Source organism: Kribbella sindirgiensis (assembly GCF_004331435.1).
In the GTDB taxonomy this organism is placed as follows: domain Bacteria; phylum Actinomycetota; class Actinomycetes; order Propionibacteriales; family Kribbellaceae; genus Kribbella; species Kribbella sindirgiensis.
This window is the reverse complement of the sequence record NZ_SJKA01000007.1, coordinates 168,158-188,231: the sequence shown is the minus strand read 5'-3', so window position 1 is coordinate 188,231 and position 20,074 is coordinate 168,158. Positions and strand designations below refer to the sequence as shown.

At 68.2% G+C, this 20,074-nt stretch carries 13 protein-coding genes; 5 read left to right on the top strand and 8 right to left on the bottom strand.

Features of this window, described 5'->3' with window-relative positions; genetic code table 11:
* Position 1: 1 nt before the first annotated feature.
* The gene (locus tag E0H50_RS21480) at positions 2-463 is read left to right on the top strand and encodes an HIT family protein (RefSeq protein WP_131291333.1); all 462 of its coding nucleotides are present in this window, start codon (positions 2-4) and stop codon (positions 461-463) included.
* A 348-nt stretch (positions 464-811) separates the two neighbouring features.
* Here the strand turns inward: E0H50_RS21480 and E0H50_RS21475 are convergent, their stop codons facing one another.
* From E0H50_RS21475 to E0H50_RS21455, 5 genes are all read right to left on the bottom strand, one after another.
* Positions 812-2,578 carry an HNH endonuclease gene (locus E0H50_RS21475; protein WP_131291331.1) on the bottom strand — a complete coding sequence of 589 codons (1,767 nt, stop codon included), beginning with the start codon at positions 2,576-2,578 and terminating at the stop codon, positions 812-814.
* Positions 2,579-2,655: 77 nt separating this feature from the next.
* Positions 2,656-5,523, bottom strand: a complete 2,868-nt coding sequence (locus E0H50_RS21470) for a glycoside hydrolase family 2 TIM barrel-domain containing protein (RefSeq protein ID WP_131291328.1) — start codon at positions 5,521-5,523, stop codon at positions 2,656-2,658.
* The gene (locus E0H50_RS21465) at positions 5,520-7,538 is read right to left on the bottom strand and encodes a beta-galactosidase (protein WP_131291326.1); all 2,019 of its coding nucleotides are present in this window, start codon (positions 7,536-7,538) and stop codon (positions 5,520-5,522) included. Before E0H50_RS21465 ends, E0H50_RS21470 begins: the two co-directional genes overlap by 4 nt.
* 55 nt (positions 7,539-7,593) lie before the next feature.
* Positions 7,594-8,595, bottom strand: coding sequence for a LacI family DNA-binding transcriptional regulator (locus E0H50_RS21460; protein WP_131291325.1), 1,002 nt, complete (start codon positions 8,593-8,595; stop codon positions 7,594-7,596).
* Between the two features lie 39 nt (positions 8,596-8,634).
* Positions 8,635-10,020: a glycoside hydrolase family 28 protein gene (locus E0H50_RS21455; RefSeq protein WP_131291323.1), complete on the bottom strand. Its 1,386-nt coding sequence runs from the start codon at positions 10,018-10,020 to the stop codon at positions 8,635-8,637.
* A 157-nt stretch (positions 10,021-10,177) separates the two neighbouring features.
* Here E0H50_RS21455 and E0H50_RS21450 point away from each other — a divergent pair, with 157 nt between their 5' ends.
* From E0H50_RS21450 to E0H50_RS21440, 3 genes are read left to right on the top strand one after another with little or no spacing between them, the layout of a single operon-like run.
* The gene (locus tag E0H50_RS21450) at positions 10,178-11,569 is read left to right on the top strand and encodes a glycoside hydrolase family 28 protein (RefSeq protein ID WP_202868259.1); all 1,392 of its coding nucleotides are present in this window, start codon (positions 10,178-10,180) and stop codon (positions 11,567-11,569) included.
* Positions 11,570-11,579: 10 nt separating this feature from the next.
* Positions 11,580-12,971, top strand: a complete 1,392-nt coding sequence (locus E0H50_RS21445; RefSeq protein WP_131291321.1) for a glycoside hydrolase family 28 protein — start codon at positions 11,580-11,582, stop codon at positions 12,969-12,971.
* The gene (locus E0H50_RS21440; RefSeq protein WP_131291319.1) at positions 12,968-14,242 is read left to right on the top strand and encodes a glycoside hydrolase family 28 protein; all 1,275 of its coding nucleotides are present in this window, start codon (positions 12,968-12,970) and stop codon (positions 14,240-14,242) included. The genes E0H50_RS21445 and E0H50_RS21440 overlap by 4 nt, the downstream gene beginning before the upstream one ends.
* Before the next feature lie 445 nt (positions 14,243-14,687).
* Here the strand turns inward: E0H50_RS21440 and E0H50_RS21435 are convergent, their stop codons facing one another.
* The gene (locus E0H50_RS21435; RefSeq protein WP_131291317.1) at positions 14,688-15,911 is read right to left on the bottom strand and encodes a hypothetical protein; all 1,224 of its coding nucleotides are present in this window, start codon (positions 15,909-15,911) and stop codon (positions 14,688-14,690) included.
* 6 nt (positions 15,912-15,917) lie between these two features.
* The gene (locus E0H50_RS21430; RefSeq protein WP_131291315.1) at positions 15,918-18,356 is read right to left on the bottom strand and encodes a pectinesterase family protein; all 2,439 of its coding nucleotides are present in this window, start codon (positions 18,354-18,356) and stop codon (positions 15,918-15,920) included.
* A 179-nt stretch (positions 18,357-18,535) separates the two neighbouring features.
* Between E0H50_RS21430 and E0H50_RS21425 the strand changes: the two genes are divergently transcribed.
* The gene (locus E0H50_RS21425; RefSeq protein WP_165547240.1) at positions 18,536-19,546 is read left to right on the top strand and encodes a LacI family DNA-binding transcriptional regulator; all 1,011 of its coding nucleotides are present in this window, start codon (positions 18,536-18,538) and stop codon (positions 19,544-19,546) included.
* Between the two features lie 116 nt (positions 19,547-19,662).
* On the opposite strand, the gene E0H50_RS21420 is transcribed toward E0H50_RS21425, so the two are convergent.
* A complete protein-coding gene (locus E0H50_RS21420) occupies positions 19,663-19,995 on the bottom strand; it encodes an ArsR/SmtB family transcription factor (protein WP_131291311.1) in 333 nt (110 codons plus the stop codon).
* Between the last annotated feature and the right edge of the window lie 79 nt (positions 19,996-20,074).

Here is a 20,074-nt window from a genome sequence, read left to right as displayed (position 1 = left end):
CATGTTCAACCATGCACCCGACGGCTACGACTGCCCGTTCTGCCGACTGGCCGCCGGCGGCGAGGACCACCTCACGGCGCAGCACGACATCGTGCTGCGCCGTGAGCACGCACTCGCCTTCGTAGCCTCCCGCTGGTGGCCCAACAACCAAGGCCACGTCCTGGTCGTCCCCACCGATCACCACGAGAACCTCTACGACCTACCACCCGCGGCCGGGCACGCCGTCCACGACGTCGTACGAGAAGTCGCGATCGCCATCCGCAGCACCTACAACTGCGAAGGCATCTCCACCCGCCAGCACAACGAACCCGCCGGCTACCAAGACGCCTGGCACTACCACGTGCACGTCTTCCCCCGCTATCCCAACGACAACCTCTACAACACCCGCCACCTCGAAACCCGCGCAACTCCCGACCAACGAGCTCCCTACATCGATCGCCTCCGCGGGGTGCTCAGCAACTGACAGGCTCGCGTGACATCTGCGGCAGGCCAAGGATCGCGCAGATCCGGTGGGATCAGATCGTGGCGAAGGACGGTGGGTCGGTGTCGCACTCGTCAGTGGCGCGGTCGCCCCAGACCGCCACCGGGCCGCTTGCGCGCGCGTGAACTCATCGGCGCGCCAACGGCTCGGCCTCACACCCGACGCAGCAACTGCGGGCACCGCGGTACCACCCCACGGATCGTCTTGTGGGGTTGAGACTTGGGGCCTTGGGTTGCCTGTGGGCGTGGGTCCGCCGTCCGGGTGCCGTGCGGACAGAGGCATGCGCGGCGAGGCTGACGGGCTGCCCGCAGCTCGTGCAGGCCCGATGAGTCAGATCGTGGCGAAGGAGGGCGGGCCGGTGTCGGAGTCGTTCGGTGCACGCTCACCCCAAACCGCGAACCGGGCCGCTTCCGCGCGCGTCGACTCGTCGGCCTGCCAGCGGCTCGATCTGACACCCGATGCGCCGGCTGCCGGTACGGCGGGCGCGTCGGTCTCACCCCACGGATCGTCTGCTGGGGTTGAGATTCGACGTCCCGGATTTCCGGTGGACGTGATGCCGCCGTCCGGTAGGCCCGAGGGCGTGAGGCGTTTACCCGGCTCGTGCACCCGGGGCGCTTCGTCCAGTGGAACCATTGGCATGGGGCGTTGACCCGGTGGCTTGTGTGCCCGGGGTGGGTCGGTTGGTGGTTTGTGTGGACGGGGTGGTGGGTCTGCCCAGGTGGGTCTGGTGACGTGGACTTGGCCGTTGGTGATGGTGATGGTCCAGTGGCCGTGGTGCAGGTCGGTGTGGTCGCGGCGGCACAAGAGCACGAGGTTCTCGACCTTGGTTTCGCCGCCGTCGATCCAGGAGATGAGGTGATGGGCGTCGCACATGACCGGTGGGGCTCCGCAGACGACGCAGCCGTGGTCGCGGGTGTTCAGGGCGCGGCGGATGGCCTTGGTGACGAGGCGTTCGCGGCGGCCGACGTCCAGCGGCTCGGAGTTGGAGCCGAGCACGATCGGGATGACGCCTGCGTCGCAGGCCAGGCGGCGGATGGTGGCTGCGGACAGTCCGTTGCTGTAGACGGTGTGCCCGATCGCGTCCGCGGTGGCCGCCTTCAGGTCCTGGAAGTCGATGGTGACGGTGAGGTTCGCCTTCGCCCCGAACCCAGGCACCACATCCCTACCCACATCCCCACTCGAACCAGTACCCGAGCCAGCGACCACAACCGGCTGTTGGTCCGTCGCCAGTGAACCGGCCTCCGCGGAGCCTGACGCCGTAGAACCAGTCCCTGCGGAGTCATCCTCCGTGGAGCCGGTCTCCGGCGTGCTGGTCTCCGTGGAGCTGGCTGGCTTGCTGGTAGGGCGCGGCATCGTGGGAGACGGGGTGCCTGCGTCGAGGGCCGTCGCGGCCAGGGTTAGCGTGGTGGCGAGGGCGTCGGCTTGGCGCTTCTCACGAGAGCGCGGATCACGCTCACCATCGACGGTCTTGTGCGGGCGGGCGCCGGTGGTGATCAGGGTGCGGAACAGTTCGGCGTTCTCGTTGGCCAGGTAACCGGTGAACCTCACGCCGTGGTCGGCGGTTTTGAGGGTGAGGGTTTCGCGGGCGGCGGCTTTGTGTTCGTCGGGTTCGGGGCCGTCGGTGTCGAGGATGTCGCGAGACTGCTCGGCGGCCTTGCGCAGATCGGCGGGGGCCAGGTGGCGGGCGAGGCGGACCAGTTCTTGTTCGGCGAACTCCAAGTCGGCGACCGGCACGGTCGTCGGGACCTTTTCCAGGGCGGTCACGATCGCTTCGGCCTGCGCCGGCCGCAACACCACGACAGGAACCTCCCCGTCCTCGGCCAGCTCGGGATCGGGCAGCGCCGCAACAACCGCCGCGTACTTGGGCAGAGCGCGGGCCAGGCGAACGTCGCGGTAGGCACGTGAGTGGTCGAGCCGGTAGCGGAATTCTATGTACTGGACCGTGTCGCGGGCACCGACCCGTTCGGCGTAACCGGAGTTGTCCATGGCCGCGATGAGACGCAGCCGGCGGGTCTCGATACGCGCCAGGTCCGCGTCGGCCTGGTCGAGAGCGTGCGCCAGCTCGGCGTCGCTCATCAACTCCGGCGGCCTGTCCATGCATCAAAGCCTAGACACCCCCACCGACAGTTTCCAAAGCCAGAACCCCTTATTTTCAAGGAGATTCGATGCAGCTCTCAACTGTATGGGTGGAAGGTGAGGGTGAACGTGTAGGGAGCTACTTCGAGGGTGTGTTGCTGGGTAGCGGGTGGGCCACAGGAGGCTGAGCCGAGGCCGTTCTGGGCCAGGTCGAGGTTCAGGTAGATGTGGTCGCGGGGGGTGAGGTCCGAGCGGTGGCGGGCGCGTTCCAGGTCTTCGGTGGTCCAGCGGCGGGCGGTCAGTTGGAAGTGCGGGGCGCCGGTTACTCGGAATCCGTTGCCTTGAGCATCGGTTAGTTCGGCCCAGCGTACGTCGATGCGGGAGCCGTTCTCCTGCGGTACGACGTATGGGGTCTGCAGCTCGTCGACGGTGCGTGCGAAGCGGCCCACTCGGGCTGCCTCGCGGCTGTCGGCGTACGCCTCGCCTGGGCCGCCGCCGTACCACTGCACGTTCTCCAACGCCTTGGGTACCGTAAGGCGTACACCGACGCGGGGCCAGCTGCCGCAGCGTGGTGTTACGGCTGTGCCGGACCACTCGCCCTCTGGCTGTACGTCGACGGTCAGCTGGAGGGTGTTGTCGTTGGCGGTCCAGTGGTACGTCGTACGCGCGCTGACGCCAAGGCCTTCGGGGGCGACTCGGGTGCGTACGACGAGTGCGTTGTCGTGGACGCCTACGGTTTCGACTCGGTGGAGGAGGCGGTCCAGGCCGGCGGCGCGCCACTCCTGGGTGACGCCGTTGCGGCCGCCCTGGCCGTTGTCGTTGTCGGTGGGGGCACGCCACAGGTCCAGCTCAGGTCCGTCGACCAGCTGTCCGAACAGTCGGGTCAGCCGGCCAGTTTTGCGGTCGAACTCGCCTCCACCGAGAGTCAGTACGTCTCCGACGGCCACCACAGGAGCTCCCGGCGGAGCAGGTTCCCCAGCGGGTTGGTCGAGCACAAACTGCGTCCAGGCGATCTCATGTCCCGCGGTAGCCCACGGTTCGTCCTTCGCCAGCACCGCGCGCACGGTTAGCACTCGCTCTCCACGAGAAGGTGAAGCAGGTGGGAGCGGGACAGTCGTGGATTGGCCCGGAGGAATTGGTGGGAGCGGGAGGTGGCCGGCGGCTTGTTCTATCCCGTCTTCCTCGAGGGTCCAGTGGAATTGAAGGTCGGTGGTGTCTGTGTGGGTTCGGTGGTTGTGGATGGTTAGGGGGTCAGGGCCGGTGATGCGTACTGGTTCCAGGACCTTTTTGTATTCGGCGAGGCCGGGAGACGGGGTTCGGTTGGGGAAGAGTAGGCCGTCGATGCAGAAGTTGGTGCCGTGCAGTCGTTCGCCGAAGTCGCCGCCGTAGACATGGTCGGTTGCTCCGGGCAACAGTAGGCCGTGGTCGATCCATTCCCAGAGGAAGCCGCCCTGCAGGCGTGGGTAGTGTTCCAGGATGCGCTGATAGTCGGCCAGCCCGCCGGGACCGTTGCCCATGGCATGTGCGTACTCGGCCAGGATGAACGGCAACGCCCGCCGCCGCGCCTCGAGCGCGGGATGTTCCGCGGTCTCCTCCGGTACGTCCTCGGTGCGCGTCCCGATCGCCTCGAGGTCCTCCAGCGGCGGGTACATCAGGCTGTAGAAGTCCGAGAACTCGTACGTCCGGTCCCGCTCGTAGAACACCGCGCGCCCGGGATCCCGCTGCCGCGTCCAGGCCGCCAGATCGCCGAAGTTCCGGCCGCGGTGGCTCTCGTTGGCGAGCGACCAGATCACGACGCTCGGGTGGTTCTTGTCGCGTTCGACCATCCTGCGCATCCGGTCGAGCAGCATCGGCGCCCAGTCCGGGTCGTCGGCGGGGTTGCCGCGCCAGTCGGTGTAGATGAAGCCGTGGGTCTCGATGTCGCACTCGTCGATGACCCACAGTCCCAGTTCGTCGCACAGGTCCAGGAACGCGGGATGCGGCGGATAGTGCGCGGTCCGTACGGCGTTGATGTTGTGCTGCTTCATCAGCACGAGGTCCTGCCGCATCGCCTCGACCGAGAGTGCCCGGCCGCGCCGCTCGTCGTGTTCGTGCCGGTTCACGCCGCGGAAGAACAACGGCCGCCCGTTCGCGGTGAACTGCCCGTCGACCATCGCCACGGTCCGGAACCCGATCCGCAGCTCGACCGTCTCCCCCGGCACCTCGACCGTCGCGTCGTACAGCCGCGGCAGTTCCGCCGACCACGGCTCGACCGCACTGATCGTCACCGGCACCCCGGGCTCGACGACCAGCCCGAGCTCCGGCACCCGCACAACCGCGTCAGACAAAGCCAAGACGTCGACCCGCAGTGTCCCGGCGCCCGTCACATGGTCGTACGACGCGTGGACGAACACGTCGTCGATCAACGGGCGCGCGAGCAGGGTCACGTCCCGGAAGATGCCCGGCAACCACCACATGTCCTGGTCTTCGAGGTACGAACCGGACGACCACTGGTGGACCCGCACGGCCAGCGTGTTCCGGCCCGGCCGCAGCAGGTGGCCGACCGTGAACTCGCTCGGCAGCCGGCTCCCCTTCGCGGTCCCGGCCTCGGTGCCGTTCACCCAGACCTTGAAGCATGAGTCGACGCCCTCGAACCGCAACACCGCACCGTCGAGCGGAAAGTCCGCGAGCTCGAACATACGGACGTGATCGCCTGTCGGGTTCGCGTCCGGCGCGTACGGCGGATCGATCGGGAAGGGGAACGCGGTGTTGGTATACCGCGGCCGGTCGTGTCCCTGGAGCACCCAGTGCCCGGGAACGGTGAGCTCGCCCCAATCAGCGTCGACTTTTGGCATACCATCCGGCGCACTGTCCCAGAGCTTGAAGTTCCAGCGGCCGTTCAGGCTGATCCGCGGCCGTGACGACCGCAACCACGCCCGCGGTTCCCGCGTCCCCGTGCTCGGCGTCAGATCCTCGAAGTACCTCACTGCGCCTCCTTGAGCACCCGAACGTCCCACGGCCCCAACTCAACTCGCGCCAACGCGCCCTCCCCAGCCATCGGCACAACAGCGATCGGCGGTTCGACGGCCACGGCCGTCCCGGACCAGTTGTGGACGAACCACAAGCGCTCCCCCGCCGCGTTCACCGCAGACAGCGCGGTCACCGACGGCGCCCACAATCGCGATTCCCCGTACAGCGCCGCGGCCAGCGCACGGTCCGGCACCGTCCCGACGTACGTCACCCGCCCCGCGCCGAACCGCTTGCTGGTGACGATCGGCCGGCGCCCGGTCGGATGCTCGTACGACGCCAGTACGTCGGCATCGTCGACGAGCAACGTCTCCGCCCAGCGCGTCGCATGCCCGTCCAGCCCGCGTACCGGCATCGCGGAATCGAGGTTCTCGAACTCCTGGTATGCCAAACCGGCCGCCTCCCGCAACCGCGGCGGCGCGACCTCGGCACGCGGCCGGGCCTCCGGATCTGCGTACCCGGTGCGCGGCCCGACGATCAAGTGCCCGCCGTCCCGCGCATACGCGACCAACTGATCCAGCACCGCGTCCGACGCGACGTAAAGCCCTGCAGCAACAAGCACCGGAGCCGACAACGCAGCCTCGAGCCGCTCGACCGGAACGACCCCAGGTCGCAGTCCGGCGTCCAGAATCCCCGAGTAGAAGGCCTCAACGATCGTCCGGTACGACGCTTTGTCCGGTATACCACCCGGCGTCGCCAGCGGCGGCTGGCACTGCATCGCCCAATCGCACTCCTGAGACCACAGCACAGCGACGTCCACATCAGGCGTCAGATCGACCACCGACGAACCGGCCGCCGCCAGCTCGGCGCCGATCGCAGCGACCTCGCGGTAGACCCGGCCCGGCTCCAGACCGTGCCCGAGAATCCCGCCCCAGAACGTCTCCGCCCCGTGATGGATCGAATGCCAATGCCAGTACTCGACCATCCGCGCACCACGCGCCACCATCGCCCACGCGAGCTGCCGAAGCTGCCCGTCGTACGGCGGCTTGTTCTGGTGCGAACCGCCGATCGACGTCGCGTTCGTCTCGGTCACCAGGAACGGCTCTCCGCGCGACCCGTAGATCCGATCCGCGGCCAGGAACAGCTCGGAAACACTCCGCCCGATCCACCCCGGCTCCAACAGCGAAGGCCGCGGAGGCCGCCCCAGCCCGTCCTGTACGTCGACATAAATGTTGCCCGCAGCAACGTCCAGCTGCGACGTCAGCGGTACGTCGGCCACCGCCGGCCGGTCGTACGCCAGACACGTCGTCACGAACTGCCCCGGCCGCCGCATCCCCCGCAGCAACGACGCCTGCCACCCGATGAACTCGGACGTCCGCGCCGCCTGGAACCGCCGCCAGGCCAGGTCGTACGACGGCGTACTGTTTCCGTCCGGCCGCCACAGCTCGGACCAGTCGCTCAACCGGTGCGACCAGTACGTCAATCCCCACGCCTCGTTCAGCGCCTCGACATCGCCGTACGTCCGGCGCAGCCGCGCCACGAACTCCGAGAACGCGGATGGGTTGTGCGCCAGCAGCACACCAGGCTCGTTGTCGACCTGGTACCCGATGACCGCCGGATGATCGCGGTATCGCTCCACGATCCGCCGCACCACCCGCTCCGCGTGGAACAGGAACGCAGGCTGGCCGTAGTCGATCTCCTGCCGGATCCCCCACGGCACCGGTACGCCGGTCTGCCGCTCGGCCGCGATCTCCGGGTGCGCGCGTTGCAGCCACGGCGGTACGGCGTACGTCGGCGTACCGAGGATGACGCCGATCCCACGGTCGTGGGCCCCGTCGAGAACCGGGCGGATCCATTCGAGGTCGAAGACGCCGTCCCGTGGTTCCCAGGTCGACCAGACCGACTCACCGACACGGATGGCGGTGATGCCGGCCGCGGCCATCAGATCCAGGTCGGCCGGGACCCGATCACCGAGCGAGCGCGGCAGGTACTCCGGGTAGTAGGCCGTCCCCAGCACGACATGTGGCGGCAGCATGCGTCAACGCTAGCTGACGCCACCGCGCCCGTGCAATCGTTTGCATGCAGGGATTTCAACGAATGCGGGCGCGCCGCCTCGCCGGGCCGGTGCTGGCGCGCACGACGAGCTCCGGGGTGAGCAGGTCCGGCGCGGGCCAGTCGGCGCCACCGAGCCGCTTGGTCAGCTGCTCCCACGCCAGCTCGCCCAGCTTGGCCCGCTCGTTGCGCAGCGAGGTCAACGGCGGGCGCGAGTACGCCGCGATCGGAATGTCGTCGTACGACGCGACCGACAGCTCGGACGGCACCTCGACGCCGTTGTCGTACATCCAGCTCAGCAAGCCGATCCCGACCAGGTCGTTGAACGTGATCACGGCGGTCGCTCGACTGTGCAGCACGGTCGGGCCGGCGTCGTACCCGTGGTTGCCGGACCAGCCGCCGTCGATCTCGTCCAACGTCACATCAAGCGCTCGCGCCGTACGACGCAACGTCCGGCGCCGCTCCCCGTCGGACCAGGACGTGGCCGGACCGCCGACGTACAGCACCCGGCGATGACCGAGGCCGGTGAGATGCTCGAGCAGCAGTCGCGAGGCGGCGCGGTAGTCGATCGCGACCACGCCCGCGTTCTTCACGGTGCGGTTGATACAGACCACGGGCACCGGCTGGGCCAGCGCCTTCTCCAGGCCGGCGCGGGTCAGTCGCGAACTGCACAGCACCAGCGCGCCCGAGTAGTCGACGAGCTCGTCGACCAGGCGCAGCTCCTCGGCCGGGTCCTCGCTGCTCTCGCCGATCAGCAACCGGTACCCACCGGCGCGAGCGGAGGCGTTCAGGCCCTTCAGGACCTCGGAGAAGAACGGGTTCGTCAGATCCGGCACCGTCACGCCGACCGTCAGCGGACGGCCGAGCTTGAACTCCTGCGCCCGCTTGTCGGCGCGGTATCCCAGCTGGCCGGCCACTGCGCGCACATGCGCGACCACCTCGGGCGAGATCAGGTCCGAACCGTTCAGCGCCCGCGACACCGTGGAGACCGAGGTGCCGGCCTCGCGTGCCACGTCGATCAACCGAACCCGTTCCGCCACTGTCGTCCCCTCAGCCCTGTCGATCCTTCACCTCTGGCCTTACGTCTGGCCGATCCGCACGTTCCGGATCGTCACGTCGTCGGCGTACTGTACGACAGCTTCCGCCGCGACCTCGTCGAACCGGCTGTCGGTGATCGCCACCGAGGTGATGTGCTTCGTCTCCGCTCCCACGATGCGGTACGCCCGCTCGGCGCGGGCCACCCGGACCCGGTCGAAGCGGATGCCGCGCACGTCCGGGAACAACGACTGGTCGCCACCTCCCTGGTAGCTGAAAGTAACCTCCAAAGGACGATACATCCAGGCCCGCGAATCCACGTCGCGGACATCGACATTGTGCACATGGCCACCACGGGTCGAGGTCGACTTCACGCAGAGCACCCACTGCAGGTACGCCTCGTCCGCAGCCGGGTCGGCAGGCGCGTGCAAACGGCGTACGAAGACATCCTCGACGCCACCGCTCATCTCGCTACCGACAGCCACCGCGGCGCCACCGCTGAGGAACGTGCAGTCCTCCACGATGATCCCGCGCGACGGCAGCCCGAGCCGGCGGCCGTCGGCGTCCCGGCCGGACTTGATCGCGATGCAGTCGTCATGGGTCGCGAACGTGCAGTCGCGGATCAGCACGTCGGTGCAGGACTCCGGGTTGCAGCCGTCGCCGTTCGGCCCCAGGTTGCTGACCGTGACGCCGCGGACGGTCACGTTGCGGCACTCGAGCGGGTGGATCGTCCACATCGGCGAATCCTTGACCGTCACGCCCTCGATCAGGACGTTCTGGCAGCGGAACGGCTGGATGAAGCTCGGACGGAGGTAGTGCCCGGCACCGAAGACCCGCTGCTCGACCGGGACCTGCTCGTTGTTCATCCGCTCCAGCTCGCCCCAGTCGGCGCGCTGGTTCGGCAGGCCGGAATGCCAGCCGTACTGACCGCTGCCGATCAGGTACCACCAGTGCTCGTTGTCGCCGGCGCCGTCGAGGACGCCCTTGCCGGTGATGCCGATGTCGGTCTGACCCTCGGCGCGGATCAGCGACGAGTAGTTGTACACCTCGACGCTCTGCCACCGCGTCCGCACGACCGGCAGGTACGCCGCCGGGTCGGTGCTGAACCGGAGCGTCGCGCCTTCCTCCAGGTGCAGGTCGACGTGACTCAGCAGGTTGATCGCACCGGTCTGCCACACTCCCGGCGGTACGACGACATGCCCGCCGCCGGCGTGATGACAGGCGGAGACGGCCGCCGCGATCCCCGCGGTCGCGTCGTCGGGCGTCGCGCCGTACGCCGTGATCGGGAACCAGGCGTCCCGGAACCGCGGTGGGCGGATCCGCGATCTGACGAGAGCCTCCTGATCGGCGGCGGCCGCGGGCAGTCCGATGCCTGCAGCAACCACTCCTCCGAGGGTGACGCCGAGCAGCTGACGACGAGTGGGGCGCATGGATCCAACCTTCCTCAGGGACGGATGAGGTAAAGCTTTGCCCGCAAGTATCCAAGAGATTTCAGGCCGGTCAACCCTTCGTCCACAGCCAGCCGTTGACAGTCCCGCACGTGGCAGGCACGATCGGTTGCAATCGTTTGCACGCAAGGAGCCGCGGATGACCGCCCCAGTTAGTCGCCGTACCGTCCTGTTCGCCGGTGGAGCTGTTCTGTCCCTTCTCGGCGGCGGTACCGCCCCGGCCGCCGCCGAAACCGCACCGGACGCGCAAGTGGCCGCGATCCTGCGCAGGATCCGCCCGCCGCGGTTCCCGGACCGCTGGTACGACGTGACCGACTTCGGCGCCGTCGGCGACGACGCGACCGACTGTACGGCGGCGCTCCGCGCGGCGATCGAGACCTGTCACCGGCGCGGCGGCGGACACGTCGTGGTACCGGCGGGTGACTACCGGACCGGCGCCGTACATCTGCTCAGTCGCGTCGACCTGCACCTGGCGGCCGGAGCGCGGCTGGCGTTCAGTCAGGACCCCGCGGCGTACCTCCCGGTCGTCGCGACGCGCTACGAGGGGACGGAGTGCTACAACTACTCCGCGTTCGTCTACGCGTACGGTCAGCGCGACATCGCGGTCACCGGTCAGGGCGTGCTCGACGGGCGCGCCGACGCGACGCACTGGTGGGACTGGACCGGCGGGCCGCCGCCGAACGAGGGACCGGACAAGACGCTACTGATCCAGATGGCCGCGGCGGGTGTTCCGGTGGAGCAGCGGGTCTTCGGCGCGGGTCACACCCTGCGGCCGAACCTGCTGCAGTTCAACCGCTGCGAGAACGTGCTGCTCGACGGCATCACGGTCAAGGACTCGCCGATGTGGAACATCCACCCGGTGCTCTGCCGCAACGTCACGATCCGCGGCGTCACCGTCGACAGCCCCGACGGGCCGAACAACGACGGTATCGACGCGGAGTCGTGTACCGACGTCCTGATCGAGAACTGCACGATCTCCACCGGCGACGACTGCATCGCCTTCAAGTCCGGGAAGGACGCCGACGGCCGGCGGGTGAACGTGCCGGCCCGGTACGCCGTCGTGCGGAACTGCGAGATGGCCGACGGGAACGGCGGCGTGACCGCGGGCAGCGAGACCAGCGGCGGCGTGATGGACATCTTCGTCCGCGACTGCCGGATGAGCAGCCCGCATCTCGAGCGCGCGATCCGGATCAAGAGCAACCCGGACCGCGGCGGGACGATCACGAACATCGACGTCCGCCGGGTGACGGTCGGGCAGGCCGCCGACTCGGCGATCGAGATCGTGCTCAACTACGCGAACGTGACGACCGGGGCGTATCCGCCGGACGTGCACGGCATCACGATCAGCCAGCTCACCGTGGCGTCCGCGCCGCGCGCCCTCAACCTGCTCGGCCTCACCGACGACCCGCTGCGCGACATCCACCTGCACCAGTGCCGCTTCGACGCGATCACCGAGGACAACGTGATCGAGAACGTCGAAGGCCTGCGCCTGAACCAGGTCTGGATCAACGGCACCCGCGTCGACAACTGAAGGAGCCTCCATGCTCACGCGCAAGACCTTCCTCAAACTGACGGCAGGCACCACGCTCGCGTCTTCTCTCGTTCCAACTGTTGCGCAAGCAAGTCCCCTGGACCCCGGTCCCGGCTGGGCGCAGGCGGGCGAGATCCTGCGCAGGACGGTCCCGCCGCGGTTTCGTGCCCACGACTTCTCGATCACGACCTTCGGGGCGGTCGCCGACGGTACGACCCTCGCGACGGACGCGATCGCGAAGGCGATCGACGCCTGTCATCGGGCCGGCGGCGGGCGGGTCGTCGTACCGGCCGGCACCTTCCTGACCGGCGCGATCCACCTGAAGTCCAACGTCAACCTGCACGTCTCCGACGGCGCGACGCTGCTCTTCAGCACCGACCCCGCGCAGTACCTCCCAGTCGTGCTGACCCGTTTCGAGGGTCAGGAATGCATGAACTACTCGCCGCTCATCTACGCCCGCGACTGCGAGAACATCGCCGTCACCGGCACCGGCACCCTCGACGGCGGCGCGACCTGGGACAACTGGTGGTCCTGGGTCACCCCGTCCGGCCCCGACGCCCAGGCGCTGCAGCAGATGGCGGCCGACGGCGTACCGGTCGCGGACCGCGTGTTCGGCGACGGCCACCACCTGCGCGCCGCGTTCATCGAGACCCAGTCCTGCCGCAACGTGCTGATCGAGGGCGTCACGATCCTCCGGTCGCCGTTCTGGGAGGTGCACCCGGTGCTGTCGCGCAACATCACCGTGCGCGGCCTCAACATCGACAGCCGCGGGCCGAACAACGACGGCGTCAACCCGGAGAGTTCGCAGTACGTCCACATCCACGACTGCACGTTCAACTGCGGTGACGACTGCATCGCGATCAAGTCCGGCAAGGGCGCCGACGGCCTGCGGATCAACCTGCCGTCGGAGAACATCCTGATCGAGAACTGCACGCTGAACATCCGGTACGGCGCGATCACGATCGGCAGCGAGATGACCGGCGGCGTCCGGAACGTGTTCGTCCGGAACTGCACGATCGGCAGCCCGAACCTGTACTTCGGCCTGTACATCAAGACGAACTCGGTCCGCGGCGGCTTCGCCGAGAACATCTACCTGCGCGACCTCGACATCTCGAACCTGACCAAGGAAGTCGTGTCCTGCAACTTCTACCGCAGCGAGGGCGACGTCGGCCCACTGACACCGCGGGTGCGGAACGTCGAGCTGCGCAACGTGAACGTCGGCCACGCCCGGAACGCGTTCTCGATCTTCGGGTACCCGCGGTCGCCGATCCAGGACTTCCGGCTGATCGACTGCACGTACACCAGCATCGACGCCGCGAGCTCGATCCAGGACACCGAGCTGACGTTCCAGAACTTCCACGTCAACGGTCAGCTCATCACGGACCCGGCACAGCTCACGTGACCGCCGGTTGGGCCGACGCCGACCGCATCCTCGCCGATGCCCGGCCGCCTGTCTTTCCCGCCGTCGACTTCCCGATCACCTCGTACGGCGCGGTCGAGGACGACGCCGGTCCCGGTATCGCGGCCGCCATCCAGGCATGCCATCAGGCCGGCGGCGGGCGTGTCGTCGTACCACCCGGGCGCTGGCACACCACCGGGATCCGCCTGCTGTCGTCGGTCGAGCTGCACGTCAGCGAGGGCGCCACGCTCCTGTTCAGCACCGACCCGGCCGACTACCTCCCGCTCGTCGAGACGCGCTACGAAGGTCTCGACGTACTGAATCACGCGCCGATGATCTACGCGAACGGCTGCACCGACATCGCGATCACCGGCACCGGGATGCTCGACGGGCAAGGCTCGTGGGACAACTGGTGGCAGTGGTTCCACGAGTGCGACGAGGAGTTCACGACACTCCGCGAACAGAGCTGGTACGGCGTGCCACTCGCGGACCGGCTGCGGGGCAACCGGCTGCGATCCAGCTTCGTGCAGCCGTACAACTGCACCAACGTGCTGATCGAGGGCGTCACCGTCGTCCGTTCACCGTTCTGGCAGATCCACCCGGTGCTCTGCAGCAACGTGACGATCCGCGATCTGATCATCGACTCGCAGGGACCGAACAACGACGGCATCGACCTCGAGTCGTGCCGCTCGGTCGTCGTCTCCGGTTGCGTGATCGACGCCGGCGACGACTGCATCGCGCTCAAGTCCGGGCGTGAGGCGGACGGCCTGCGGGTCGACGTACCGACCGAGGACGTGCTGATCGAGGACTGCGAGCTGCGGGTCAAGTACGGCGCGATCACGCTCGGTTCGGACCTGACCGGCGGTATCCGCAACGTGTACGTCCGCAACTGCCGGATCGGCGGCCCGTACTTCGCCTTGTACATCAAGACCAATGCGGTGCGGGGCGGTTTCGTGGAGAACGTCTACCTGCGCGACATCACGGTCTCCGACGTTCTGAAGGAAGTTGTCCAGTGCAACTTCCACCGCGGTGAGGGCGAGGCCGGCCCGCTCACGCCGTCCGTGCGGAACGTCGAGCTGCGCGGGGTGAAGGTCGAGCACGCGCGCAACGCGCTCCTGCTCCGCGGCTACCGGAACTCCCGAATCGAGGACTTCCGGCTGGTCGACTGCACGTTCACCGTCGACCAGCCGAGCACCGTCCAGCACGCAGCGCTGACCTTCGACAACGTCACTGTCAACCGCCGTCCGGTGAAGGACGTTCACCAGATCCGCTAGTGTCCTGCGCCCGAAGTTCGTGAGCTAAGTCCAGGCCCGAAGACGTCATCACGGCCGGCCCGCGGCACCTCATCCAGCACAGCCAGCGCCGACGGCATCTTTGTGCACCCACCAACCATTTTTCCGGCCGGTTTCTGGTCGAGCCGTGCACAAAGACGAAGAGGCACCCCCCCAAACCGGTTTGGGGAGGTCCGTGGACGGAACCGGGGAGCTCTACAGCCCATTTCGGGAGGGTAAACCTCCCCAAAGCCCGGTCGCGTCGCGCCGCGTCGCGTCGCGGCGCGGCGCTTCTTTGTGCACGGCTCGACCACGCAAACGGCCGGGATTGGGTTGGTGGGTGCACAAAGATGCCGTCGGCGCTGGTCGTGCTGGGGAACGTGCTGCCGGCCGGCCATGATGAGGGCTTCGAGCCTGGACTTATATCGCGACCTTTCGACTCAGGACACTAGGGCAGGTGCGCGCAGTGGACGTCGAGATCCCACAGGATCACCGACAGCGCGTACGGGCTGATCGTGTGGTCGCCGTGGGTCGCGTCCTCCAGCAGCTCCCAGTGGCCGTTCGACTCGTTGCTCACCGCATCGGTCCCGATCACGGCGATCCGCTGCCGCACAGCCGCCTCGTACGACCGGTGCCCGACGCCGTTGAAGCAGCACTCGTCGAACCGGTTGAGGATCTGGATCTGCCGCCGGTTCCGCCCGACGGACGCGAGCGCGTAGAAGTCCGGGAAGTCGGCCAGCCCGTAGAACCCGGGCTGCATGTCCAACCGCTGCTCCCAGTCACCGCGCGTCGGGCTCGGCTTCGGCGACCCCGGCCGGACGAAGAACGGCAGCGAGCCGGCGGTCGGGTACGACCGGGTGATCCGCGTGTCGAGCGCCGGGTACACACTCGTCGCCCAGCCACCGCCGGACAGCCCGATCATCTGCACCGACGACGGACGGTACGTCGCCTGCACGTAGTTCATCGCCACGGCCAGCGGTGTGAGGAACAGCGCGAGCGGCGAGTACGTGTCCGAGGCCCACTGCGGCAGGTCGTTGTGCGACGGCTGTAGCTGCTTGGTGGGGTCGGCCGGGTCCTGCAGCGTCTTCGGGTTCCAGTGGTAGAACGGCATGGCGAACAGCAGCACGGTGTACCCGTGGTCGAGCAGGCCCTGTGCGACCCGCTGCATCGTGTCCAGACCCTCACCGTGCCCGTTGTGGTAGAACGCGACCCGCCGGTGCGTGCTCTGCGTCGGCTCAAGTACGAACACCGTGGCGACGTACCCGAACGGCATCGCCACGTCGATTTGGTCGTAGCGCCGTACGCCGGTGAACTCCGGCAGCGCGGCCGGCACACCGATGTCACGCGTCACCGTGGGCAGATCGGTCGGCAGCACGCCGGTGTCCTTCCACACCTGTGCGACGAGCTGTGGACGCAGTGCGTCGGCGTCCGCCGCTGTGTGGATCTTCATCAGCTCCTCGACGTCCACCCCGACGACGACCTGCGGCAGCGTCTTGTACGTCGCCGCGTGGGCGGCCGCGATCTCAGCGTTCACCGGCGCAACGGGCCGCGGCGCCGGACGCGGCTGCACACCGCCCGCCGGGACCTCCGTGGCCGACGCCTTGAGAGGCCAGCCGGTAGCGCTCACAGCGAGAGCACCTCCGAGAATGGTCCGACGGTTGACGTTCTTCATGATGGATCACCTTTCGAGGCGGGGAACGATCGGGTGCCAGCCGCCGAACACGAACGCCGGGTCGCGCAGCTGCGCCGCCTCGTCGTCGCCGAGCTGCCGGGAGCACGCGAGTCGTGTGCTGGTGTCGAGCGGCTGACCGGCCAGGTCGGTGCTGTGGTACTCCCAGAACCGGATCTGGCCGGCGGCCGCGCAGTCGTTGGGGCTGGTGATCTGCCAGCCGGTCTTCTTCACGTGGCTGTCCATCGCGGAGTCGATGAACACGGCCTGGCTGGTCGGGAACCGGCTGAGCTCCGCCCGAGCCAGGAACACGCTGTCGTCGGCCACCTCCGGCGCGCGGGTCAGCCGCACCCGCACGAAGATGTTGCCCGGCCCGTTGTCGATGTTCCGGACCTGGTTGTAGTAGCCCTCGTGCAGCGCCTTCAGCTCCGAATCCTGCATGAACACACCGCCGGTGCCCCAGACGAAGTCCACGTCACCCTCGACGTAGCTGTTCGTCACGAACGCCTGTCCTTGCAGGCGGAGGCTGTCCTGGTACCCGAGGATGCGAACCCGCGCCAGCACGATCCGGTTCCCGTTGCCGAAGAACGCCTCGGCCTGCGACCCGCGGTACGGCGTGAGGTTCTGCACGGTCACGTCCGTCATCGTGAAGTCGTCGGCGAACACGCCCATCGCGGACCGCCAGCAGTTGAACCGGTCCGACTGCGGGATCACGCGACGCTGGCAGTACGACTGCTCGATCGGGACACTGCCCATCGCGGAGTCGCCGTTGAGCAGGTTGTTGTTCGGGTACCCGATCACGGTCCTGCCGGCGCCCGCACCGCGGATCGTGAGACCGGGCTTGGTCGGCGGCACCCAGACGAGCTCGCGGTAGAGACCGGGCGCGACGTCGATCGTCGCCTGGTGCCCCTCGCCGACAAAGTCGATCGCCGCCTGCACCGTGCAGAAGTCCCGGCCGCGTCCTACGGTCAGATAGCCGTCGCTCTGCGGATCCTGTCGCGTGCGGATCCGCCAGCCGTCGGCCTTCGTGATGCCTGGATCGCCATGCACGAACCCGGGATCGACCGTGACGTAGTACACCTGGCCGGGTTTGAGCCGCTGGTGTGGGTAGATCTTCACGGTCCGCCCGTCGACCACGACCGCCTGGTAGGTCCACGTGTGCAGCTCGCCGTAGTCAGTACGGGCGTCGCCGACGGTCCGGTGGTACGACGTGAGGTCCGCCAGGCTGATCGTGTCGACGACTTCCCCGTTCGCCGCGTGGATGGTGAGTTTGCCGGTGACGCCGAGACGGACCGGGCCTTGGTACGTGAGGCTCAGCGGGGTGTCCGAGCAGGTCGCGTCCTCGAGTCCCAGCGGCGCGAGTTTCGGCGTACCGCTGGGGCCGGTAGCCCAGCCGGTCAGACGTTTGAGCACCGCGGTGAGTTTGGTCGCGGCGACCTGGTGACCTTGGACGTTCGGATGCGTACTGCCGTTGAAGTCGCCCGGTCCGAGCCAGCCCGTCGTGTCGACGTACAAAATGCGATGATCCTTCGCGGCCGCGACCGCCGCCCTGATGTCGTCGGCGTGCGTGCCGTTGAAGGGGCGCAGGGCAACGATCAGCGCCTGCGGGTCCGCGGCGCGGATCTTCCGCAGGTAGGCCAGGTACGCCGGGGTGAACTCCGCGCTCGTCGACGCCGCGTCGTTCGTCCCGAAGTTGACCACGACCGCGCCCGGATCGAACGGTGCGGCCGGGAAGCCGGCGAGGTTCCAGCCGAACGACTCGGACGCCGTACCGACGTTGCCGTGACCAGGCTGAATGATGCCCTGCTTGCCGAAGCCGACCTGGTTCGTGTCGGCGCCGAACGCCGCCCCGACCAGGTGCGGGTACGCCTTGGTGCCGTCCGCGCAGTCGGTCCCGAGCTCGGCACACAGCGCCATCACGCCCTGCGTGATCGAGTCGCCGTAGAACTCGATGCGGTGCTCCGCGGTCGTCGGCAGCGGGATCAGCTTGGCGTCCGGCGCGAGCTCGATCTTCTCCAGCACGACGCCGGTCTGCAGCGGGACGTTCCAGCGGTTCACGTACTCGTCGACGTCCTTGACCACGATCTCCGCGGTGTGCGCCACCGTCGGATCGAGGTCGTCGGCGAACACCTTGTGGTCCGCGTCCGCCTTGTGCAGCACCGGCTCCTGGCCGTCGATCGCGACGTACAGCTGCGCCGGGACGGTGATCGACGCGGTGTCGAGCAGTACGCCGAGATGCGAGCCGGTGAACCGCAGCCGGACCGACGAGCCCGAGTTCACGGTGATCGCGACGTCGTCGTCACGGCCCCAGTGCCCGTCGAGCTCGATCCGTGGGTCGAACGGTCCGTACGTCGCCGGGTTCGCGGCCGTCGCCGTACCGGCCGAGAGGGTGAGCAGGGTTGCTCCCGCGAGCACGACCAGAAGCAGGCTCAACAGGCGATTGCGCACGGCGGTCTCCTCGCGCGGACCGCCGCAACAGAGCCCGGGGCGGTGGGCGGGTAATCCTTTTCCTCGCTACATTCGCAGGCAGGCTGGGTGCCGTCAAGAGTTCGGTCGGGCAAATCGGGCAAAGGTTTACATCGCTCTCTCGGCAGCGATCCGCGCCGTGGTCGTGGTCCAATGGGCCGGTGAGAAAGTCTGTTCCCGACCGAGGCGCCCGGGCCACCATCCATGACGTGGCGCGGCTGGCCGAGGTGTCGACGGCGACCGTGTCGCGGGTGCTGAGCGGCGGCAAGCCGGTCTCGCCGGAGGTCGCCGACCGCGTCCGCGTCGCGGCCCAGGACGTCGGGTACCGGCCGAACCCGGCCGCCCAGACGTTGTTGCGCGGCAGCAGCCGGACGGTCGGCGTCGTCGTACCGGACCTCGGCAACCCGTACTTCGCCGAGATCCTCAAGGGTGTCGCCGCCGAGGCCGCCGCGACCGACCATCACACGCTGGTCGCCGGCACCGAGGAGGACCCGGAGCAGGAGTACCGGTCCGCGATCGAGCTCGCCCGCTGGGTCGACGGGCTGCTGCTGTGCGCGCCGCGGATGAGTACGCCCCGCCTGCGCGAGGTCGCCGAGGCCGCGCGCCGGCTCGTCCTGATCAACCGGGTACTGCGGCACGCCGCGGTCGGCGCGGTCGTGGTCGACTACCACCTCGGCGTCCGCGCGCTCTGCGAACACCTCGCGGACCTCGGTCACAAGCGGATCGCGTACCTCCAGGGTCCGACCGCCGCATGGTCCGATCAGCAACGCCAACGCGGGTTCCGCTCGCCCGAGGCCGCCGGTCTCACGATCTTCCGGGTCCCCTGCGGCTCGACACTCGTCGACGGGCGGGACGCGGTGGACGAGGCGCTGACGTACAAGCCCACCGCGATGATCTGCTTCAACGACCACGTCGCCGTGGGCGTCCTCAGCCGTCTCCGCGAACTCGGCCTCTCCGTCCCCGGCGACATCTCGGTCGCCGGGATCGACAACGCCCCGATGAGCGCCCACACCGACCCCGGCCTCACGACCTACGCCGTCTCCACCGTCGAACTGGGCCGCCAAGCCTGGGAACGCTTCACCCCGCGCGTCAGCACCGCCACCACCCACGTCCAAGGCGAACTGGTCATCCGCGCCTCAACCGCCCGCCCACCCCACCGCCCCCGCCGCTGACCCTCCCCCGCACGCATCGCAGCACACGCACGCACACACCCACCACTCAGACTTGAGACGCGCCAGTCGTCCATAGGCAGCGGACCGCCCCGGGTTGTGCAAACGGCCCAATCTGATCAGGTCTGCTTCTCTGGTGTGTTGAGCACGAGGTCCAGTAGTCCGGGAAAGCACGAGTCGAGGTCGTCCCGGCGCAGTGACAGGATTCGCTCCGCCCCACGGACGCGGACCAGGAGGATCCCGGCTTCACGGAGCACCTTCTGGTGATGCGAGAACGTGGACCTGCTGATCTGGAGCCCGGCGTCGTGTTGTAGCCGCGTGCACGGTGATTCGCCCTTCTGCGCCAGGGCCCGGACGGTCGCCAGGCGGCCGGGGTCGGCCAGTGCGGCGAGCACCTTGGACAACCGCAGCTCCGTGACGGGCGGGTGAGCTTGCTCCAGCAGGACAGTCATGAGTTCCATGATAGGTCAATGTCGAATCCCGTGATACTGTTCGATGACTTTCGACGTTCGATGATTTTCGACATACTGG

What these genes read in the sequence shown, in the direction of transcription:
- E0H50_RS21480 (WP_131291333.1), top strand. Translation starts at nt 2, where the DNA reads ATGTTCAACCATGCACCCGACGGCTACGACTGCCCGTTCTGCCGACTG.
- E0H50_RS21475 (WP_131291331.1), bottom strand. Translation starts at nt 2,578, where the DNA reads ATGGACAGGCCGCCGGAGTTGATGAGCGACGCCGAGCTGGCGCACGCT.
- E0H50_RS21465 (WP_131291326.1), bottom strand. Translation starts at nt 7,538, where the DNA reads ATGCTGCCGCCACATGTCGTGCTGGGGACGGCCTACTACCCGGAGTAC.
- E0H50_RS21455 (WP_131291323.1), bottom strand. Translation starts at nt 10,020, where the DNA reads ATGCGCCCCACTCGTCGTCAGCTGCTCGGCGTCACCCTCGGAGGAGTG.
- E0H50_RS21450 (WP_202868259.1), top strand. Translation starts at nt 10,178, where the DNA reads ATGACCGCCCCAGTTAGTCGCCGTACCGTCCTGTTCGCCGGTGGAGCT.
- E0H50_RS21445 (WP_131291321.1), top strand. Translation starts at nt 11,580, where the DNA reads ATGCTCACGCGCAAGACCTTCCTCAAACTGACGGCAGGCACCACGCTC.
- E0H50_RS21435 (WP_131291317.1), bottom strand. Translation starts at nt 15,911, where the DNA reads ATGAAGAACGTCAACCGTCGGACCATTCTCGGAGGTGCTCTCGCTGTG.
- E0H50_RS21420 (WP_131291311.1), bottom strand. Translation starts at nt 19,995, where the DNA reads ATGACTGTCCTGCTGGAGCAAGCTCACCCGCCCGTCACGGAGCTGCGG.